Here is a 14618-nt window from a genome sequence, read left to right on the forward strand (position 1 = left end):
AAAAAGCTGGTGTTAAAAAAGGCGACAAAGTTGATGTTGACTGGGTTGACAACAAAGGTAAAACTGCAAAGAAATCACAAAAAATCAAATAGTATCGTCCTCTTTGGGGATTGCTATTTGTTTTTTTAAACTTTAACACTAATCTACAAACCTCTAACAACAATAAAACTCTTTTTACTACAATAATGACAATCAATAAAATTATAAGGCTATCTATGAAAAATATAAAATTATTATTGGGTGTGGTTGTGTTTTTAGGTCTAGGATTAGTTACTGCGAATGCACAAGGTATGAAGTGCGGTTCAGGAAAGTGCGGTGCCTCGATGAAGAGTTCAAAAATCAAAGACGAAACAAATAAGCGCGATTCAAAAAAAGTTGAGGATTCAAAAAAGAGTTCTGAATTTGAAAGTTATCAAAAATGGAACAAAGAGTACTCAAAAGACAAGCATGAAAGAGGAGTAATAAGCACTCATTAGAAGAAGTGTTTACTTACTAATCTCTTCTAGCATCCAAGGCCACTCCCCAAAACCGCTGTCGGCATTTATATGTCCAGCACCTTCTAGCACTTTCATAGGAATGTTAAGCTCATTTTGAAGAGCTTTTACTTCATCTTGTGTCATATACGGGTCATCCGTTGAAGATATAAGCAGAGCCTCTTTTGCGTAAAGGTTTGTAGGAATCTCGCAGGGATAAAAACTCTCTAATTCAGGTATATCACATTTTAAACTTGGAGGAACTACAAGGTACAGTTTTTCCACTTCTGTTAGAATTGTGTCATTGCAGATATGAAACCATAAAATATTTGCTAGTGAGTGACATATTACAATGTCTGGTTTAAAGTCTTCAAGCTCTTTTATTAATTGATGTTTCCATTCAGATTTATTGGGAAAATCAAAGTCGTTTAGTCTTAAAAAACTCACTTTTCCATAATCTTTTGCAATCTCGCCAGCTAACCAACTCTGCCAATGTGGGAAGTTGCTTCCGCCCCAACCATGTAATATTAAAATTTTTTTATTCATTTTTTTCTCGATGAAGTGTAGTATATCTAAACTGTAGTATAGCAAACTATAACCCATCTTCAAATATAGCACGGTAAATACTTTTTTATAGATTATTTATGTTAGAATTATTTTTATTACAAATATATAATATAGAAGTTGCTATTATGATAAAAAAACAAAGTATTAAAAAACTTACTGTAACTCGTCTACTGCAGGTATTTATAGTCTCAATATTGATAATAGTCTCGGTTACACTACTTAATTATAGAAGCTTTTTTCAGTTTGTAGTAGAAAATAAAGTAAAATCCGTATCAGAAATTATAAAAGCCGGTCTTACTGCCCATATGCAAGCAGGTGTTATGGATAAACGAGCTTATTTTTTAAATGAAATAGCTTCTGTGCATGACATAGAATCCATTGAAGTGGTTCGTGGGGATAATGTTATAAAGCAGTATGGTGAATCAAGTTTGCCCGGAAAAAAATTAAACGGCACCCTTAGAGCGTTTTTGCAAAAAAAAGAAATATATATAAATTGGGAAGATACAAAAAACAGTGTTGAAGCGCTTGTTCCTTACATAGCAAGTTCAAGTGGAGATTTTAACTGTTTACAATGCCATAATGCAGAAGATGGCACGGTACTTGGTGCTGTGAATATTAAAATGGATATTAGCCTTTATCAGAGTTTTGTATTGAGAAATAGTTACATAATAGTTGCCATATTATTTCTGCTTGCTTTGATATCTATATTTAACATGTTCAATGTAATAGACCGCTATATCTATAAACCTCTTTTAAAAATCATAGATGAAGGCGAAGCTGCATATTTATTGCATAAGGAAATAAACAGTGAAAAATACGAGACTAAAGAGCTTCAAGAGGTTGTGCGCAATGTTAACAAGTTTAATAAAACTGTTTTAGAAAAAGAAGATCAACTTAAAGATAAAAATAAGCAGCTTTCACTCTTAAATGAAGAGATAGAATCCACACTAAAAGAGACTATGCTTACTATAGGAGAGATAGAAGAGATTCGAGGAGGCGATACGAGTATGCATACTCGTCGTGTAGCGGCAATAAGCACAGTGATAGCGCAAGATTATGGTTTAGATGATGAAAAGGTAAAACTCATAGAAATTGCATCACCGCTTCATGATATAGGCAAAATAGGAATTGCTGATGCTATATTAAATAAACCGGCCAGATTAACACTAGATGAGTACACTACTATGAAATCTCACTCTCTTTTGGGATACGATATTTTAAAAAATTCAAAACGCCAGATACTTAAAACAGCTGCTATTATTGCTTATGAACATCATGAAAAGTACGATGGAACGGGTTACCCTCGAGGGTTAAAAGGTGAAGAGATAAGTATTTTTGCTCGTATAGTTTCTATTGTAGATGTTCTTGATGCCCTGCTGTCTAAGCGAGTATACAAAAAGAGATGGTCAGTAGAGGAAATTATTAATTTATTGAAAAAAGAAAGAGGTAAACAGTTTGATCCGGAGTTAGTGGATGTAGTAATAAAAAATATTGATAAATATGTAGAAATAATTAAGCGTTTATCTGACTGAGATTAAAGTCTAAGTCCCTCTTTGAGAAAAGGGACGAGTTTTTACGCACTAAAGAGTATGGGCAGTTATTGCGTTTGCAATACGAAGCATAGTTTCATCTTTGCCGATAATTGCCATAACGCTGTCTAGTCCCGGACCTGTCATTTTCCCAAGCAGTGCAACACGCAGAGGTTGACCAAGTTTACCAAATCCTATCTCCATCTCATTTACCACTTCTTCCATTATATGGTGGTAGTCAATCGGCAGATGAAGCTCCTCGTGAGAAGATATCTTTGCTCCAAAAGCATTTAAAATCTCGATAGATCCTTCTTTAAAAGCTTTTTTTGCAGCTTTTTCATCATAAGATGCCGGAGTCTCAATAATTTCATTGACAAGAACAGCCATCTCTTTTAGAGTTTTTGCCCGATCTTTAAGCTCATCCAATAAAATCTCTTTTTTATCATGAGAAGTTAAAACTAAACCATATGGCTCAAGAAGTTGTGCTAACTCAGAGTTTGAAGTATTTTTTATATAGTGAGAGTTTAGCCAGTTGAGTTTTTCCGTATTGTAAATAGATGCTGATTTATTTATATCTTTTGGATTGAAAAGCTCTAGCATCTCATCTATAGAAAATATTTCTTGATCTCCATAGCTCCACCCAAGACGGACTAAAAAGTTTAGAAGTGCTGCAGGAGTATAACCCATCTCTTTATACGCCATAACATCAGTAGCGCCATCGCGTTTACTTAGTTTTTTGCCCTCAGAGTTATGAATCATAGGGACATGATAAAACTTAGGAATCTCAAATCCAAGAGCTTCGTAAACTATTATCTGTTTTGGTGTATTGGATAGGTGATCGTCTCCACGAATAACTTCATTAATTCCCATAAGCGCATCATCAACAGCTACAACAAAGTTGTAAGTCGGTGCGCCATCAGCTCTAGCAATTACAAAGTCATCTAAAATATCTTCAGCTTTAAAATTGATATCGCCTTTTACCCCGTCTTTAACTACAATATCGCCACTTAGAGGAGCTTTGATTCTGATGACATATTCTAAATCTTCTGGATGATTGCCGTCAAAATCACGATATTTACCGTTGTACTTTGTACGCTCTTTGTTTGCCATTTGAGTCTCTCGAAGTTCTGCTAATTCCTCTTTTGACATGTAGCACTTGTAGGCTTTGCTTTCATTCAAAAGCTGCTCTATATATTTTTTATAGATATCATCTCTTTGTGACTGGTATGTTATTTCACCATCATGCTCAAGACCTAGCCACGCAAAAGCTTCCAAGATGGCATCTGCAGCCTCTTGAGAGTTTCTGGCTTTGTCAGTATCTTCTATACGAAGAACAAATTTTCCGCCATTTTTTTTGGCCCAAAGATACGAAAAAAGTGCGGTTCTTAAACCGCCGATATGAAGATAGCCTGTAGGGCTTGGAGCAAAACGAGTAACGACCATAAGAAACCTTTAATAAATAGTTATTGAATTTTAGGCAAATGTTTGTTAAAGAAGGGTAAAATACCCTTTTAAATTATTAGGATAATAAATGTATAAAATATTTTTAGCTCTTGTTTTAGGTGCATTACTAAATGCTGAAGTTGTTAATGGTGTCGCTATTGTGGTAAAAGGGGAGGCTATTACTCTTCATGAAATAAGAGAAGAGATGCGTCTTTCAAAAGTAGATGCGAAGACTGCTGCTGATAATCTAGTGAGAAAAAAGCTAGAAGAAGCAGAAGTGCTAGAGAAAAAGATATCTGTTAGCAGCGCTGAAGTATATGATGATATCAAAAAAACAGCAGCTAGAAACAACATGGGTGTGAGTGAGCTTTATGAAGCTGTCAGAACTTCAAACGGGCTAAGCTCTTCAGAGTTTAAAACAAAAACTAAAGAGAAGCTTTTGTCTCAAAAACTATACGCTGCAATAGCTTATTCATCAGTTTCACAACCAAGTGACGAGGAAACTTTAGAGTATTATGAACTTCACAAAGAAGAGTTTGAGCATCCAGTGGCTTTTAAAGCTACGATATATACAGCAGAAGATAAAGAGTTATTAGCAAAGAAGATAACTAATCCGATGTTCTATTCTACTAGTATTTCACAAAGCAAACAGAGACTTGAGTATGAAAAAATTTCTCCAGACTTAGCAAAATTTTTAGCTCAGGCAAAACCAAACAGTTTTACACCGATGATTCCCGATGGAAAAGGTGCTTATATGACTTTTTATATAACAGAAATTGAAGAGGGTAAAAAAGTAAGTTATGAGAGTGTAAAAGATAACATATCAAACCTTATTATGGCTGATAAAAGAGAACAAGTCCTTAGTGATTATTTTGCAAGACTCAAAAATAATGCTGATATCAGAGTGATAAGAGAAGTAGAGTAAAATGTTAAGCGATGCAAATTTTATAAATATTGCACAAGAACTCTCAACTGCTTCAAAATGTGTATCTAAGCAGGTTGGAGCTGTAATCGTAAAAGATGGAAGAATTTTAAGCACAGGTTATAACGGTACTCCTGCAGGATATGTAAATTGTTGCGATCATTGGGACGGTGAATACACCTCAGAGCATCACGACTGGTCAAAGACTTATGAGATACATGCCGAGATGAATGCAATAATCTGGGCGGCAAGAAAAGGTATTTGTGTTGAAGGTGCAACAATATATGTAACATTGGAACCTTGCAGCGAATGTAGCAAAAACTTAATTGCGAGCGGTATTAAAAGAATAGTATTTTCAAAACCGTATGAGCATACACACTCTGAGACAATCTCAAAATTTATTAAAGATAACGGTGTGAGTATTGAACAACTTGCATCTAAAGAGTAAGAAATGACCGAAGAAGAAAAACTTAGCGCAGAGATAGGCAGGCATCTTATGCAGCCTGAAAATTATGGAAAACTTGAAGATGCTGATTGTACAGGCGTCGGCATAGACAACACTACTTCTTCATATGTGATAATGTATTTGAAACTAGATGATACGCATATTTTAGATGTGAAATACGGCTCAAATGCAACTCAAGATGTAAATACACTCGGCTCACTTTTTACAGAGATGATAAAGGGTGATGAGATTGTAAATGCTCTTAAAACTACTTTGGGTTTAGAGCAGGATTTGCAAAAGTCTTATGCGGACATACCTCCGCCAAAGATTGATACCACTAAACCTGAGGGTGAACAGGTTGAACATGTATCAACCGAGTATCAAGATAGCGCAAATATGGTTTTAACAGCTTTTCGTGCTGCTATGCGTCATTATGAGCGTAAAAAAGGCGGTATCGTGGAAGATCAGTTTGAGATGAATATTGTTAAATCATGTCCATACTCTGGTACTGAGTGTCATTTTGCAGAAAAAGATAGTAAATAACTTAGATATTTAACTATAGTAATGGTTGACCATTTTTTACATGCCATTGTATAATACTATCCCATATCTCCTCTGCACTCTGGGCATACCAAAAAAGTTCCATATCTTCAGCGTCAATAACCCCCTCGTTTAAAAGATAATCAAAGTTAATAACCTCTTTCCAAAACTCCTCTCCAACAAGTATTATCGGGATTGGACTGATTTTACGAGTTTGAATAAGAGTCAGTGCTTCCATTAGTTCATCAATAGTTCCAAAACCGCCGGGAAATGCTACAAGGGCTTTTGCTCGTTTTAAAAAATGAAGTTTTCGCATGCTAAAATAGTGAAATTTGAAACAAAGCTCAGGGGAAATGTAAGGATTTGGAAACTGCTCTTTTGGAAGAGTAATATTCAGACCTATTGATTTTGCACCTACATCAAATGCTCCACGGTTTGCAGCTTCCATTATCCCAGGGCCTCCACCTGTCATAATGGTTACTTTACAATCAGAAGGTCCTTTGCCGGAATTTCCTACAATCTTTCCAAAATCTCTAGCTATATCATAATAGTGGCTTTTATCCAGTATATTTATTGCAGCCTTTAATTTTTGGGCTAAATGTTTATTGTCTTGATCTTTATCAGAAGATTCTTTTGCTTCATGATAATTACGACTTGCTTCTGCTTTTTCTACTATGCGAGTACCGCCAAAAACAACTATGGTCTGTTCAACACCGTGCTCTTGGAGAAGCAGCTCTGCCTTTAGATAGTCTATCTGCAGTCTTACCCCTCTGACGGAATCATCTCTTAGAAAATTTGGGTCTCTGTCTGCAGCACGGTAGCTTGGGCTTTTCATTAGGTTTTCTACTCGTTTTACTGCTTGAGGTTCATCCTTTATGGACTTAAGTGATTCGCAGGGTAGCTTCTCTTTTCGTTTCTTAGCTTTTGGCGGCTGAGGGATATGTAACTGAGTTGAAACCTTATGTTTATTGTTTTTTTTCATTAATAACTTTTCTATAGTTCAATTGATACACCATTTTGCATGATAGTGGCATCATAATTTAGTTTATTTTTGATTGCCTCACTGAAAATTTCCATTTTTTCAGCTTCGCCGTGAATAAGATATAAATTTTTAAGGTTTTTGAAGTTGCTTATCCACTCTATCATGTCATTTTGGTCTGCGTGAGCAGAGAATCCGTTTATGGTCTCAACTTGAGCTTTTACAACAATATCTTCTCCATATATTTTTACATACTCATCCCCATCGATTATGCGGCGTCCCAAAGTTCCGCCGACTTGAAAACCGACAAATATAACAGTGTTTAATTTATTCCAAAGACGGTGTTTTAGATGATGCATAATGCGTCCTCCGGTACACATCCCGCTTCCTGCAATGATGATAGCACGCTCTTTTACTTTGTTTATGAGCATAGATTCCTCTTTTGTGGAAGTGCTTTCAAGTGAAGGAAATGAAAATGGGTCATTATCATTTGAAATATCGTACTCAAGTTCATCATTTAAATGAACAGGGTATTTATTGTAGAGTCTGGTCGCTTTGATGGCTAAAGGGCTATCAAGAAAAACACGGCATTTTGGCAACTCATTGTCTTCAAACATTTTATTGAGAAGCCATAGTATCTCTTGCGTTCTCTCAAGTGCAAAAGAGGGTATAAGCACATTTCCGTTTCGTTCTAGCGTGGTTATTATAGTTTGTTTAAACTCATTAACACTTTCTTTTAGAGATCTATGATTTCTGTCTCCGTAAGTTGATTCTATAAAAAGTGTATCTGCTTCTTCAATCTTATCCAAGGTGTCGATGATAAGTCTATGCGGGCTTCCAATATCACCTGAAAAGACCACCCGCTTGGTAGTTTTTTCTTCTGTATAATCAATCATTACAAAAGCACTTCCCATAATATGACCGGCATTACCTAGTGTGACATGTATATGTTTTGGCAGTTTATGTTTTTGAAAATATTCTAATATTTGCCATTTTTTTGCAAATACTTCTTTAACATGATCTTCCGTATACAATGGTTCAGAGATTCTCTCTTCATCACCACGGCGCCTAGCTTTTCTTCTGAGTGTTTTATACTCTTCTTTTAAGATTCTTGCACTATCTAACAGCATAATATTTGCTATGTCATGAGTTGGCTGTGTAGAGATTATCTTACCCTTAAACCCATCTTTTATAAGTTTAGGTACTCTTCCTATATGGTCAAGATGAGCATGAGTTATGATTAAAAAATCAATTTCAGCAGGGTCAAATTCAAATGGCTTATAGTTGTTTTCACTACCGCCGTCTCCTTGAAACATTCCACAGTCAATAAGTATCTGAATTGGACCGATTTTTACAAGATGACAAGAACCTGTTACAGTCTGTGCCGCCCCATAAGATGTAACTGTCGCCATAATAAACCTCCGTAAAATTTATATTATTATCATACTAACACATAGAATCTTAAAGCATATTTTTTATATTTGCCGATTACTCATTTATAAACTTGGCAATTTTATCAGTCGGTCTTCCTATTATTGCCCTATCGCCTTTAAAAATCACAGGCCTTTCTATAAGCTTTGGATAAAGAGCCATTGCATCTACAAGTTTATCGTAGTCATATTCGTCTTTTAGATTTAGCTCTTTATAGATATCTTCTTTAGTTCTCATAAGCTCTTTAGGGTTCATCCCCAGCATTGTAAGCGCAGTTGTAATCTCATCTTTAGTTGGGGATGTTTCAAGATATTTTACAATATATACTTCGCAATCGTTTTGTTCTAAAATACTCATAGCCTCACGAGATTTTGAGCATTTTGGGTTGTGCCAGATAGTTATTTCTTTCATTTGACTTCTTTTTTATTGATATTTTACACTATAATTGAATAACACAAAATTTATGGAAGAAGTTTAGATGACGGATATTGTTTTATATGTGCATATTTTGGCTGCAACAGCATGGATAGGTGGAGCGTTGTTATTGTTTGCTTTGGGTATTTTACTAAAAGATAAAGAGGCTCAAGCACAAACATATGAGTATCTGGGACCTCTTTATGGGTATTTTGAAACCTTTTGGCTCATAATTCTTTTGAGTACGGGGAGTTTTTTATTTGTACATTTTAATCTAATCGATGTGCTAACCCTTGATATCACGGAGTCCAAACTTGGATATATGATGAGCTATAAACTTTTTCTCGTGGGCACTATAACTTTTTTGACAATTATACATATGCGTATAGCGCTTAAAACACATACAAAAGAGCGAAGCACCCTTCAAAAGATTGTATCCCGCGGAAGTTCTATGATGATTTTCTTTCTAAATCTTGGAGTATTGTGGTTTGCTATGCAGTTGCGACATATTCTCTCTTGACATGTAGATAAGATTTTTTCTATATAGTGTAGTTTAAAAATTTGTTTTTGTATTTAGCAAGTTCTGCAATATTAATATCAAAAAGATTTTTTACATTATCTTCAATATCATCGAAAAATAGATTTATTATTGGATGATCTACTTGAGTATCTACAATTTTTAAATTATCTTCCAGAGCAATTAATATATCTAGTACTTTAATCTCTTGGGGAGTTCGTGCCAAGATATAACCGCCTTTGGCACCTCTTATACTTTTTACAATTTGTGCCCGTCTTAGTTTTCCTAGTAATTGTTCAAGGTAATTTTGGGGAATATTAGCATTTGAAGCTATCTCTTTTACTTGCATCGGAGAATCGCTTTCGTTCTTGCTCAGTTCACATATAGCTGCTAAACCATACGCTCCTTTTGTTGATATAAGAGGCATATTATATTCCTATATAAATATTGTATGTGGTAAGTATACAATATTTAAAATTTAATGTAAAGTAAATTACTCGTAATTAAATAGAATTTATATATTGCCCATAAGTCCATAATTATAGGCAATATGCATAATCTTAAGTAAATTAGTATGGATTAACTTGACAAAATCACTTGACATTGTTGTGTTAATTTATTATACTGTCAACATAAATAAAAATAAATAGGAGATTAGATGACACAAGTTAAATATGAAACACTAAGTACAGTTGATGAAAATCAAACTCGTATACATGCTGCATTGGTGGTTTTGCTGATGGGTGCTTATCTGTTCACTGGAAACCTTTTTATTATCTATATTTTAGTTTATGATTTTTTAGTTCGTATTTATGTGACGCCTCTGCTTAGCCCTCTGTATGTAATATCTTTGCAAGCCGTAAAAATAATAGGCTTGGAGAAAAAAATTGTTGATGCATATAAAAAAGAGTTTGCTTCACATGTCGGGTTAACAATACTTCTTATTGTTTTATTTGCAGAGCTATTTCATGAGACATATATTGCTTTTATACTAATTACCTTTTTTGGTGCATGGAAAGCACTTGAAGCAATAGACAACATCTGCATTGCTTGCAAGTTTTATGAACTTTTAAAAAATAAAAATATTGAGGTGGTATCATTATGAAATATGCAAATAATGTGACAGAACTTATCGGAAATACACCATTAGTCAAGCTAAAAATTGCAAGTGAATATGCTCTTATACTCGGTAAATGTGAATTTATGAATCCAACTCATTCTGTTAAAGACAGAATCGGAAACAATATGATTCAAGAGGCACTAAAACAAGGACTCATTACTAAAGATACAACAGTAATAGAGCCAACCAGCGGAAACACCGGAATTGCACTAGCTGGTGTATGCGCAAGTTTGGGAATAAAACTTATTCTTACAATGCCAAGTTCTATGAGTGTTGAAAGACGACAGCTTTTAAAAGCATTGGGTGCACAACTTGTTTTAACTGAAAGTACAAAAGGTATGTCAGGTGCAGTTTCTAAGGCAAATGAGCTTGGAGCAGAGATTGAAAATAGTTTTGTTCCACAACAGTTTTCAAATATGGCAAACCCAGAGATACATAGAAAAACAACGGGCTTGGAGATACTTAGAGATACAGATGGCAAAATTGACATTTTAGTGGCAGGTGTTGGAACCGGCGGGTCAATAACGGGAATAGGAGAGGCATTAAAAGCACACAATCCGGATATTGAAATAATTGCCGTTGAACCTGAAAAATCGCCTGTGTTGTCGGGTGGTGAAGCTGGTCCGCATGAGATTCAAGGAATAGGTGCCGGATTTGTTCCAGATGTATTAAACAGTGAAATATATGGTGAAATAATTAAAGTAAGCAATGAAGATGCAATCAGCACTTCAAAAGAGCTGGCAAAAAACGAGGGTCTTTTAGTTGGTATATCTTCGGGGGCGAATGTGTTCGCAGCCGTAGAAGTTGCTAAAAGAAAAGAGAATAGATTTAAAACTATTGTCACTATTTTATGTGACACCGGAGAGAGATATCTAAGCTCTGGGCTGTATGACACAAAGGATAACTCTGATGCAAGAAAAAGCATATAGATCGGTTGTTAAAACTATCTCATGGAGAGCAGTTGGAACTCTTGATACAATTGTAATATCTTACCTTATTACCGGCAGTTTGACAATGGCTGCATCTATCGGTTCTATTGAACTTATAACGAAAATGATTTTGTATTACTATCATGAAAGAGCATGGAACAAGATGAGTTTTGGAAGGTACAAGGCTACGGCTAATGATTATAATATTTAGAGGTGAGTTATGAAAGAAAATATAGATATATTAAACAAAGAATTTGGAAAATATTCAGCTAAAGAGCTCCTAAGATTTTTTTTAAAACTTTATAAAGGCCGTATATCTTTTTCTACAAGTTTTGGAGCGGAAGATCAGGTGCTTACAGACATGATTTTTAAAATTGATAATGAAGCAGATATATTTACTCTCGATACCGGAAGACTTCCGTATGAGACATATGATGTTATGCATAGAACAAATTTGAAATACGAGACAAAGATATCTGTCTATTTTCCTCTTAGTGAAGATATAGAGTGTTTATATAAAGAGCAGGGAATTAACGGGTTTTATGATTCTGTGCAAAATAGAAAAGACTGCTGTTTTGTGAGAAAAATCGCACCTCTAAAAAGAGCTTTAGAAGGTGTGGATGTTTGGATTACAGGTCTCCGCGCCCAGCAGAGTATTACAAGAGAGGATTTGCAGCTTTTTGAATGGGATGAGGGGAATCATATTATTAAACTAAACCCTTTAATCTTATGGAGTGAGCAAGATATATGGGACTACATAAAAGAAAACGATGTCCCTTACAATGCACTTCATGATAAAGGATATCCAAGTATCGGTTGTGCGCCATGTACTAGAGCGGTTAAAGAAGGTGCAGATGTCAGAAGTGGCAGATGGTGGTGGGAAAGCCCAGAGCATAAAGAGTGTGGTTTACACATAAATATAAAGGATAATCAATAATGATAAGCAAAGATAAATTGACGCATTTAAAACAGCTTGAAGCAGAGTCTATGCATATAATGAGAGAAGTTGTAGCGGAGTTTTCAAACCCGGCTATGCTTTATAGTGTCGGTAAAGATTCTTCTGTGATGTTACACATACTTCAAAAAGCATTTTATCCGGCTCCGCCGCCTCTGCCGTTAGTACATGTAGATACTAAATGGAAGTTTAAAGAGATGATAGAGTTTCGTGATAGAAGAGCAAAAGAAGTTGGAATGGAGCTTATAGTTTACTCTAATCCTAAGGGCGAGGAGATGGATATTTCACCCTTTACTCATGGTTCGGCTCTTCATACAGATGTTATGAAAACAGATGGTCTCAAGCAGATGCTAGATATTCAAAAATTTGATGCGGTATTTGGCGGTGCCAGACGAGATGAAGAGAAGAGCCGCGCTAAAGAGAGAATCTATTCTTTTAGAGACGAGAACCATAGATGGGACCCTAAAAGCCAAAGACCGGAACTTTGGAATATTTACAATGGCAGACACAAACAAGGTGAGTCTATTAGAGTATTTCCACTTTCAAACTGGACTGAGCTTGATATATGGCAGTACATCTATTTGGAGTCTATTCCAATTCCAGATCTATATTTCTCTAAAAAGAGACCTGTAGTTGAATATATGGGAACCAAGATACTTGTAGATGATGAAAGAATGCCAGAGGAGTTGCGTGAGAGTGCAAAAGAAGAGATGGTGAGGTTTCGTACACTTGGATGTTATCCATTGACAGGTGCTGTAAATTCAGAAGCTTCAACTCTTCCTGAGATTATTCAGGAGATGCTTATCTGTACAACAAGCGAAAGACAAGGAAGACTCATAGATAGTGATGGGGATGCTTCTATGGAGAAGAAAAAACAAGAAGGATATTTTTAATGGCACATCAATCAGATTTAATAGCTCAAAATATTGAGCAGTATCTGCACGAACATGAAAATAAAGAGATACTGAGATTTATTACATGTGGAAGTGTCGATGATGGTAAAAGTACGCTAATCGGCAGACTTTTATATGACTCTAAAATGATCTTTGAAGATCAGTTGGCTGCAATAGAGAAAGACTCTAAAAAGAGTGGAACCACAGGCGATAAAATAGACCTTGCACTTTTGGTGGATGGTCTTGCGTCTGAGAGAGAACAGGGTATTACTATTGATGTAGCTTATAGATTTTTCTCCACTGAGAAAAGAAAGTTCATCATAGCAGATACTCCCGGTCATGAGCAGTATACTAGAAACATGGCTACAGGCGCTTCGACTGCAGATGTTGCGATTATACTTATAGATGCAAGAACAGGTGTTCTTACTCAGACTAAGAGACACTCATACATAGCTTCTTTGCTTGGTATTAAAAATATCATTGTGGCTATAAATAAGATGGATATCGTTGATTTTTCTCAAGATAGATTTGAAGAGATAAAAAAGGATTATGAAAGCATAATCCCAAAATTACCGTCTCATGATGATGTAGAGTTTAACTATATCCCTATATCTGCACTCGATGGCGATAATATTTTAACGAACTCACCGAAGTCTTCTTGGTACAGAGGAAAACCGCTTATGGAGCTACTAGACAGTGTTGATATATCTAAAGCAGTAAATGAGACATTTAGACTCCCAGTTCAGTATGTAAGCAGACCGCACCTTAATTTCAGAGGTTTTTGCGGGACAATAGCAAGTGGAAGCATAAGCGTAGGTGACGAGATTACAGTTTTACCATCAAGAAAAACAAGCAGGGTGAAGTCAATTGTATCTAATGATATTAAAGATCTTCGTCCTATCACTAAAGATGAGACTGTAGAGACGATAGAGAGAGCATTTGCTCCAATGGCTACGACTATTACACTCGAAGATGAGATAGACATAAGTCGTGGAGATATGATTGTAAAATCTGACTCTATTCCGGAAGTATCTAGTAAGTTTAGCGTTATGACTGTTTGGATGGATGAAAAACCACTGCAGTTAAACCAAAACTATGTCATAAAAAGAGCTACCTCTGTAATAAATGGTTCATTTAAATCGATTGAGTATAAAAAAGATGCAAATACATTTGAAGAACTTAGCGCAGATAAGTTAGAGTTAAATGATATTGCAAAATGTACACTCTCTTTGGATAGAGAAATAGCAGTTGATGCATACGATAAAAACAGATATACGGGAAGTTTTATTATTATAGACAGATATACAAACAACACTGTTGGAGCTGGAATGATTATTGAAAAATCAGATGATCAATCAGAAGATTCAGTACACGAATACTCAGAGTTTGAGATAGAGTTAAATGCACTAGTTAGAAAACATTTTCCTCATTGGCAAAGCAAAGAGATTTTTTAGGAAAGAA

General features: G+C 35.4%; 18 protein-coding genes. 12 read left to right on the forward strand and 6 right to left on the reverse strand.

Annotated features, from left to right (window positions below; translation table 11 throughout):
• The first annotated feature begins 215 nt into the window (after positions 1 to 215).
• Complete coding sequence (locus tag OQK60_RS10365; protein ID WP_297686750.1) at positions 216 to 476, forward strand: hypothetical protein; 261 nt, start codon at positions 216 to 218, stop codon at positions 474 to 476.
• A gap of 9 nt (positions 477 to 485) precedes the next feature.
• Here OQK60_RS10365 and OQK60_RS10370 read toward each other — a convergent pair whose 3' ends face one another.
• Positions 486 to 1019 carry an alpha/beta hydrolase gene (locus OQK60_RS10370; protein WP_297686752.1) on the reverse strand — a complete coding sequence of 178 codons (534 nt, stop codon included), beginning with the start codon at positions 1017 to 1019 and terminating at the stop codon, positions 486 to 488.
• Positions 1020 to 1165: 146 nt separating this feature from the next.
• Between OQK60_RS10370 and OQK60_RS10375 the strand changes: the two genes are divergently transcribed.
• Positions 1166 to 2572 (forward strand): HD domain-containing phosphohydrolase, encoded by a 1407-nt coding sequence (locus OQK60_RS10375; protein ID WP_297686754.1) that lies wholly within the window; start codon positions 1166 to 1168, stop codon positions 2570 to 2572.
• Positions 2573 to 2620: 48 nt separating this feature from the next.
• Here the strand turns inward: OQK60_RS10375 and gltX are convergent, their stop codons facing one another.
• Entirely contained in the window at positions 2621 to 4012 is a 1392-nt protein-coding gene (gene gltX / locus OQK60_RS10380) for a glutamate--tRNA ligase (protein WP_297686756.1), read from the reverse strand.
• 88 nt (positions 4013 to 4100) lie between these two features.
• Between gltX and OQK60_RS10385 the strand changes: the two genes are divergently transcribed.
• Genes OQK60_RS10385 through OQK60_RS10395 form a run of 3 tightly spaced genes read left to right on the forward strand, consistent with a single transcriptional unit; the run spans position 4101 to position 5922 of the window.
• Positions 4101 to 4937, forward strand: coding sequence for a peptidylprolyl isomerase (locus OQK60_RS10385; protein ID WP_297686758.1), 837 nt, complete (start codon positions 4101 to 4103; stop codon positions 4935 to 4937).
• A gap of 1 nt (position 4938) precedes the next feature.
• On the forward strand, positions 4939 to 5382 hold the full coding sequence (locus OQK60_RS10390) for a dCMP deaminase family protein (RefSeq protein WP_297686760.1): 444 nt from the start codon (positions 4939 to 4941) through the stop codon (positions 5380 to 5382).
• 3 nt (positions 5383 to 5385) lie between these two features.
• On the forward strand, positions 5386 to 5922 hold the full coding sequence (locus tag OQK60_RS10395; protein ID WP_297686762.1) for an iron-sulfur cluster assembly scaffold protein: 537 nt from the start codon (positions 5386 to 5388) through the stop codon (positions 5920 to 5922).
• Positions 5923 to 5935: 13 nt separating this feature from the next.
• Here OQK60_RS10395 and OQK60_RS10400 read toward each other — a convergent pair whose 3' ends face one another.
• The 3 genes from OQK60_RS10400 to arsC form a co-directional block, all read right to left on the reverse strand.
• A complete protein-coding gene (locus OQK60_RS10400) occupies positions 5936 to 6901 on the reverse strand; it encodes a TIGR00730 family Rossman fold protein (RefSeq protein ID WP_297686764.1) in 966 nt (321 codons plus the stop codon).
• Positions 6902 to 6912: 11 nt separating this feature from the next.
• The gene (locus OQK60_RS10405) at positions 6913 to 8310 is read right to left on the reverse strand and encodes an MBL fold metallo-hydrolase (RefSeq protein ID WP_297686766.1); all 1398 of its coding nucleotides are present in this window, start codon (positions 8308 to 8310) and stop codon (positions 6913 to 6915) included.
• Positions 8311 to 8386: 76 nt separating this feature from the next.
• Positions 8387 to 8740 (reverse strand): arsenate reductase (glutaredoxin), encoded by a 354-nt coding sequence (arsC, locus tag OQK60_RS10410; protein ID WP_297686768.1) that lies wholly within the window; start codon positions 8738 to 8740, stop codon positions 8387 to 8389.
• Between the two features lie 67 nt (positions 8741 to 8807).
• Between arsC and OQK60_RS10415 the strand changes: the two genes are divergently transcribed.
• A complete protein-coding gene (locus tag OQK60_RS10415; RefSeq protein WP_297686770.1) occupies positions 8808 to 9263 on the forward strand; it encodes a hypothetical protein in 456 nt (151 codons plus the stop codon).
• Positions 9264 to 9282: 19 nt separating this feature from the next.
• On the opposite strand, the gene OQK60_RS10420 is transcribed toward OQK60_RS10415, so the two are convergent.
• Positions 9283 to 9687 carry an Rrf2 family transcriptional regulator gene (locus OQK60_RS10420; RefSeq protein WP_297686772.1) on the reverse strand — a complete coding sequence of 135 codons (405 nt, stop codon included), beginning with the start codon at positions 9685 to 9687 and terminating at the stop codon, positions 9283 to 9285.
• 231 nt (positions 9688 to 9918) lie between these two features.
• On the opposite strand from OQK60_RS10420, the gene OQK60_RS10425 reads away from it, so the two are divergent.
• From OQK60_RS10425 to cysN, 6 genes are read left to right on the forward strand one after another with little or no spacing between them, the layout of a single operon-like run.
• The gene (locus OQK60_RS10425) at positions 9919 to 10365 is read left to right on the forward strand and encodes a DUF4395 domain-containing protein (protein ID WP_297686774.1); all 447 of its coding nucleotides are present in this window, start codon (positions 9919 to 9921) and stop codon (positions 10363 to 10365) included.
• Positions 10362 to 11309 (forward strand): cysteine synthase A, encoded by a 948-nt coding sequence (gene cysK / locus OQK60_RS10430; RefSeq protein WP_297686776.1) that lies wholly within the window; start codon positions 10362 to 10364, stop codon positions 11307 to 11309. The genes OQK60_RS10425 and cysK overlap by 4 nt, the downstream gene beginning before the upstream one ends.
• On the forward strand, positions 11290 to 11520 hold the full coding sequence (locus OQK60_RS10435; RefSeq protein ID WP_297686778.1) for a DUF2061 domain-containing protein: 231 nt from the start codon (positions 11290 to 11292) through the stop codon (positions 11518 to 11520). The genes cysK and OQK60_RS10435 overlap by 20 nt, the downstream gene beginning before the upstream one ends.
• A 9-nt stretch (positions 11521 to 11529) precedes the next feature.
• Entirely contained in the window at positions 11530 to 12246 is a 717-nt protein-coding gene (locus tag OQK60_RS10440) for a phosphoadenylyl-sulfate reductase (protein WP_297686780.1), read from the forward strand.
• Positions 12246 to 13157 carry a sulfate adenylyltransferase subunit CysD gene (gene cysD, locus OQK60_RS10445; protein ID WP_297686782.1) on the forward strand — a complete coding sequence of 304 codons (912 nt, stop codon included), beginning with the start codon at positions 12246 to 12248 and terminating at the stop codon, positions 13155 to 13157. Before OQK60_RS10440 ends, cysD begins: the two co-directional genes overlap by 1 nt.
• Positions 13157 to 14611, forward strand: a complete 1455-nt coding sequence (cysN, locus tag OQK60_RS10450; protein WP_297686784.1) for a sulfate adenylyltransferase subunit CysN — start codon at positions 13157 to 13159, stop codon at positions 14609 to 14611. Before cysD ends, cysN begins: the two co-directional genes overlap by 1 nt.
• Positions 14612 to 14618 lie beyond the last annotated feature (7 nt).

The sequence above is a fragment of the Sulfurimonas sp. genome (assembly GCF_026196735.1).
Taxonomy (GTDB): domain Bacteria; phylum Campylobacterota; class Campylobacteria; order Campylobacterales; family Sulfurimonadaceae; genus Sulfurimonas.

Coding starts and splice junctions, on each gene's coding strand:
- OQK60_RS10405 (WP_297686766.1), bottom strand. CDS start 8,310: ATGGCGACAGTTACATCTTATGGGGCGGCACAGACTGTAACAGGTTCT.
- OQK60_RS10390 (WP_297686760.1), top strand. CDS start 4,939: ATGTTAAGCGATGCAAATTTTATAAATATTGCACAAGAACTCTCAACT.
- OQK60_RS10370 (WP_297686752.1), bottom strand. CDS start 1,019: ATGAATAAAAAAATTTTAATATTACATGGTTGGGGCGGAAGCAACTTC.
- OQK60_RS10415 (WP_297686770.1), top strand. CDS start 8,808: ATGACGGATATTGTTTTATATGTGCATATTTTGGCTGCAACAGCATGG.
- OQK60_RS10400 (WP_297686764.1), bottom strand. CDS start 6,901: ATGAAAAAAAACAATAAACATAAGGTTTCAACTCAGTTACATATCCCT.
- OQK60_RS10425 (WP_297686774.1), top strand. CDS start 9,919: ATGACACAAGTTAAATATGAAACACTAAGTACAGTTGATGAAAATCAA.
- arsC (WP_297686768.1), bottom strand. CDS start 8,740: ATGAAAGAAATAACTATCTGGCACAACCCAAAATGCTCAAAATCTCGT.
- OQK60_RS10440 (WP_297686780.1), top strand. CDS start 11,530: ATGAAAGAAAATATAGATATATTAAACAAAGAATTTGGAAAATATTCA.
- OQK60_RS10385 (WP_297686758.1), top strand. CDS start 4,101: ATGTATAAAATATTTTTAGCTCTTGTTTTAGGTGCATTACTAAATGCT.
- OQK60_RS10365 (WP_297686750.1), top strand. CDS start 216: ATGAAAAATATAAAATTATTATTGGGTGTGGTTGTGTTTTTAGGTCTA.
- OQK60_RS10435 (WP_297686778.1), top strand. CDS start 11,290: ATGCAAGAAAAAGCATATAGATCGGTTGTTAAAACTATCTCATGGAGA.
- OQK60_RS10420 (WP_297686772.1), bottom strand. CDS start 9,687: ATGCCTCTTATATCAACAAAAGGAGCGTATGGTTTAGCAGCTATATGT.
- cysN (WP_297686784.1), top strand. CDS start 13,157: ATGGCACATCAATCAGATTTAATAGCTCAAAATATTGAGCAGTATCTG.
- cysK (WP_297686776.1), top strand. CDS start 10,362: ATGAAATATGCAAATAATGTGACAGAACTTATCGGAAATACACCATTA.
- gltX (WP_297686756.1), bottom strand. CDS start 4,012: ATGGTCGTTACTCGTTTTGCTCCAAGCCCTACAGGCTATCTTCATATC.
- OQK60_RS10395 (WP_297686762.1), top strand. CDS start 5,386: ATGACCGAAGAAGAAAAACTTAGCGCAGAGATAGGCAGGCATCTTATG.
- OQK60_RS10375 (WP_297686754.1), top strand. CDS start 1,166: ATGATAAAAAAACAAAGTATTAAAAAACTTACTGTAACTCGTCTACTG.
- cysD (WP_297686782.1), top strand. CDS start 12,246: ATGATAAGCAAAGATAAATTGACGCATTTAAAACAGCTTGAAGCAGAG.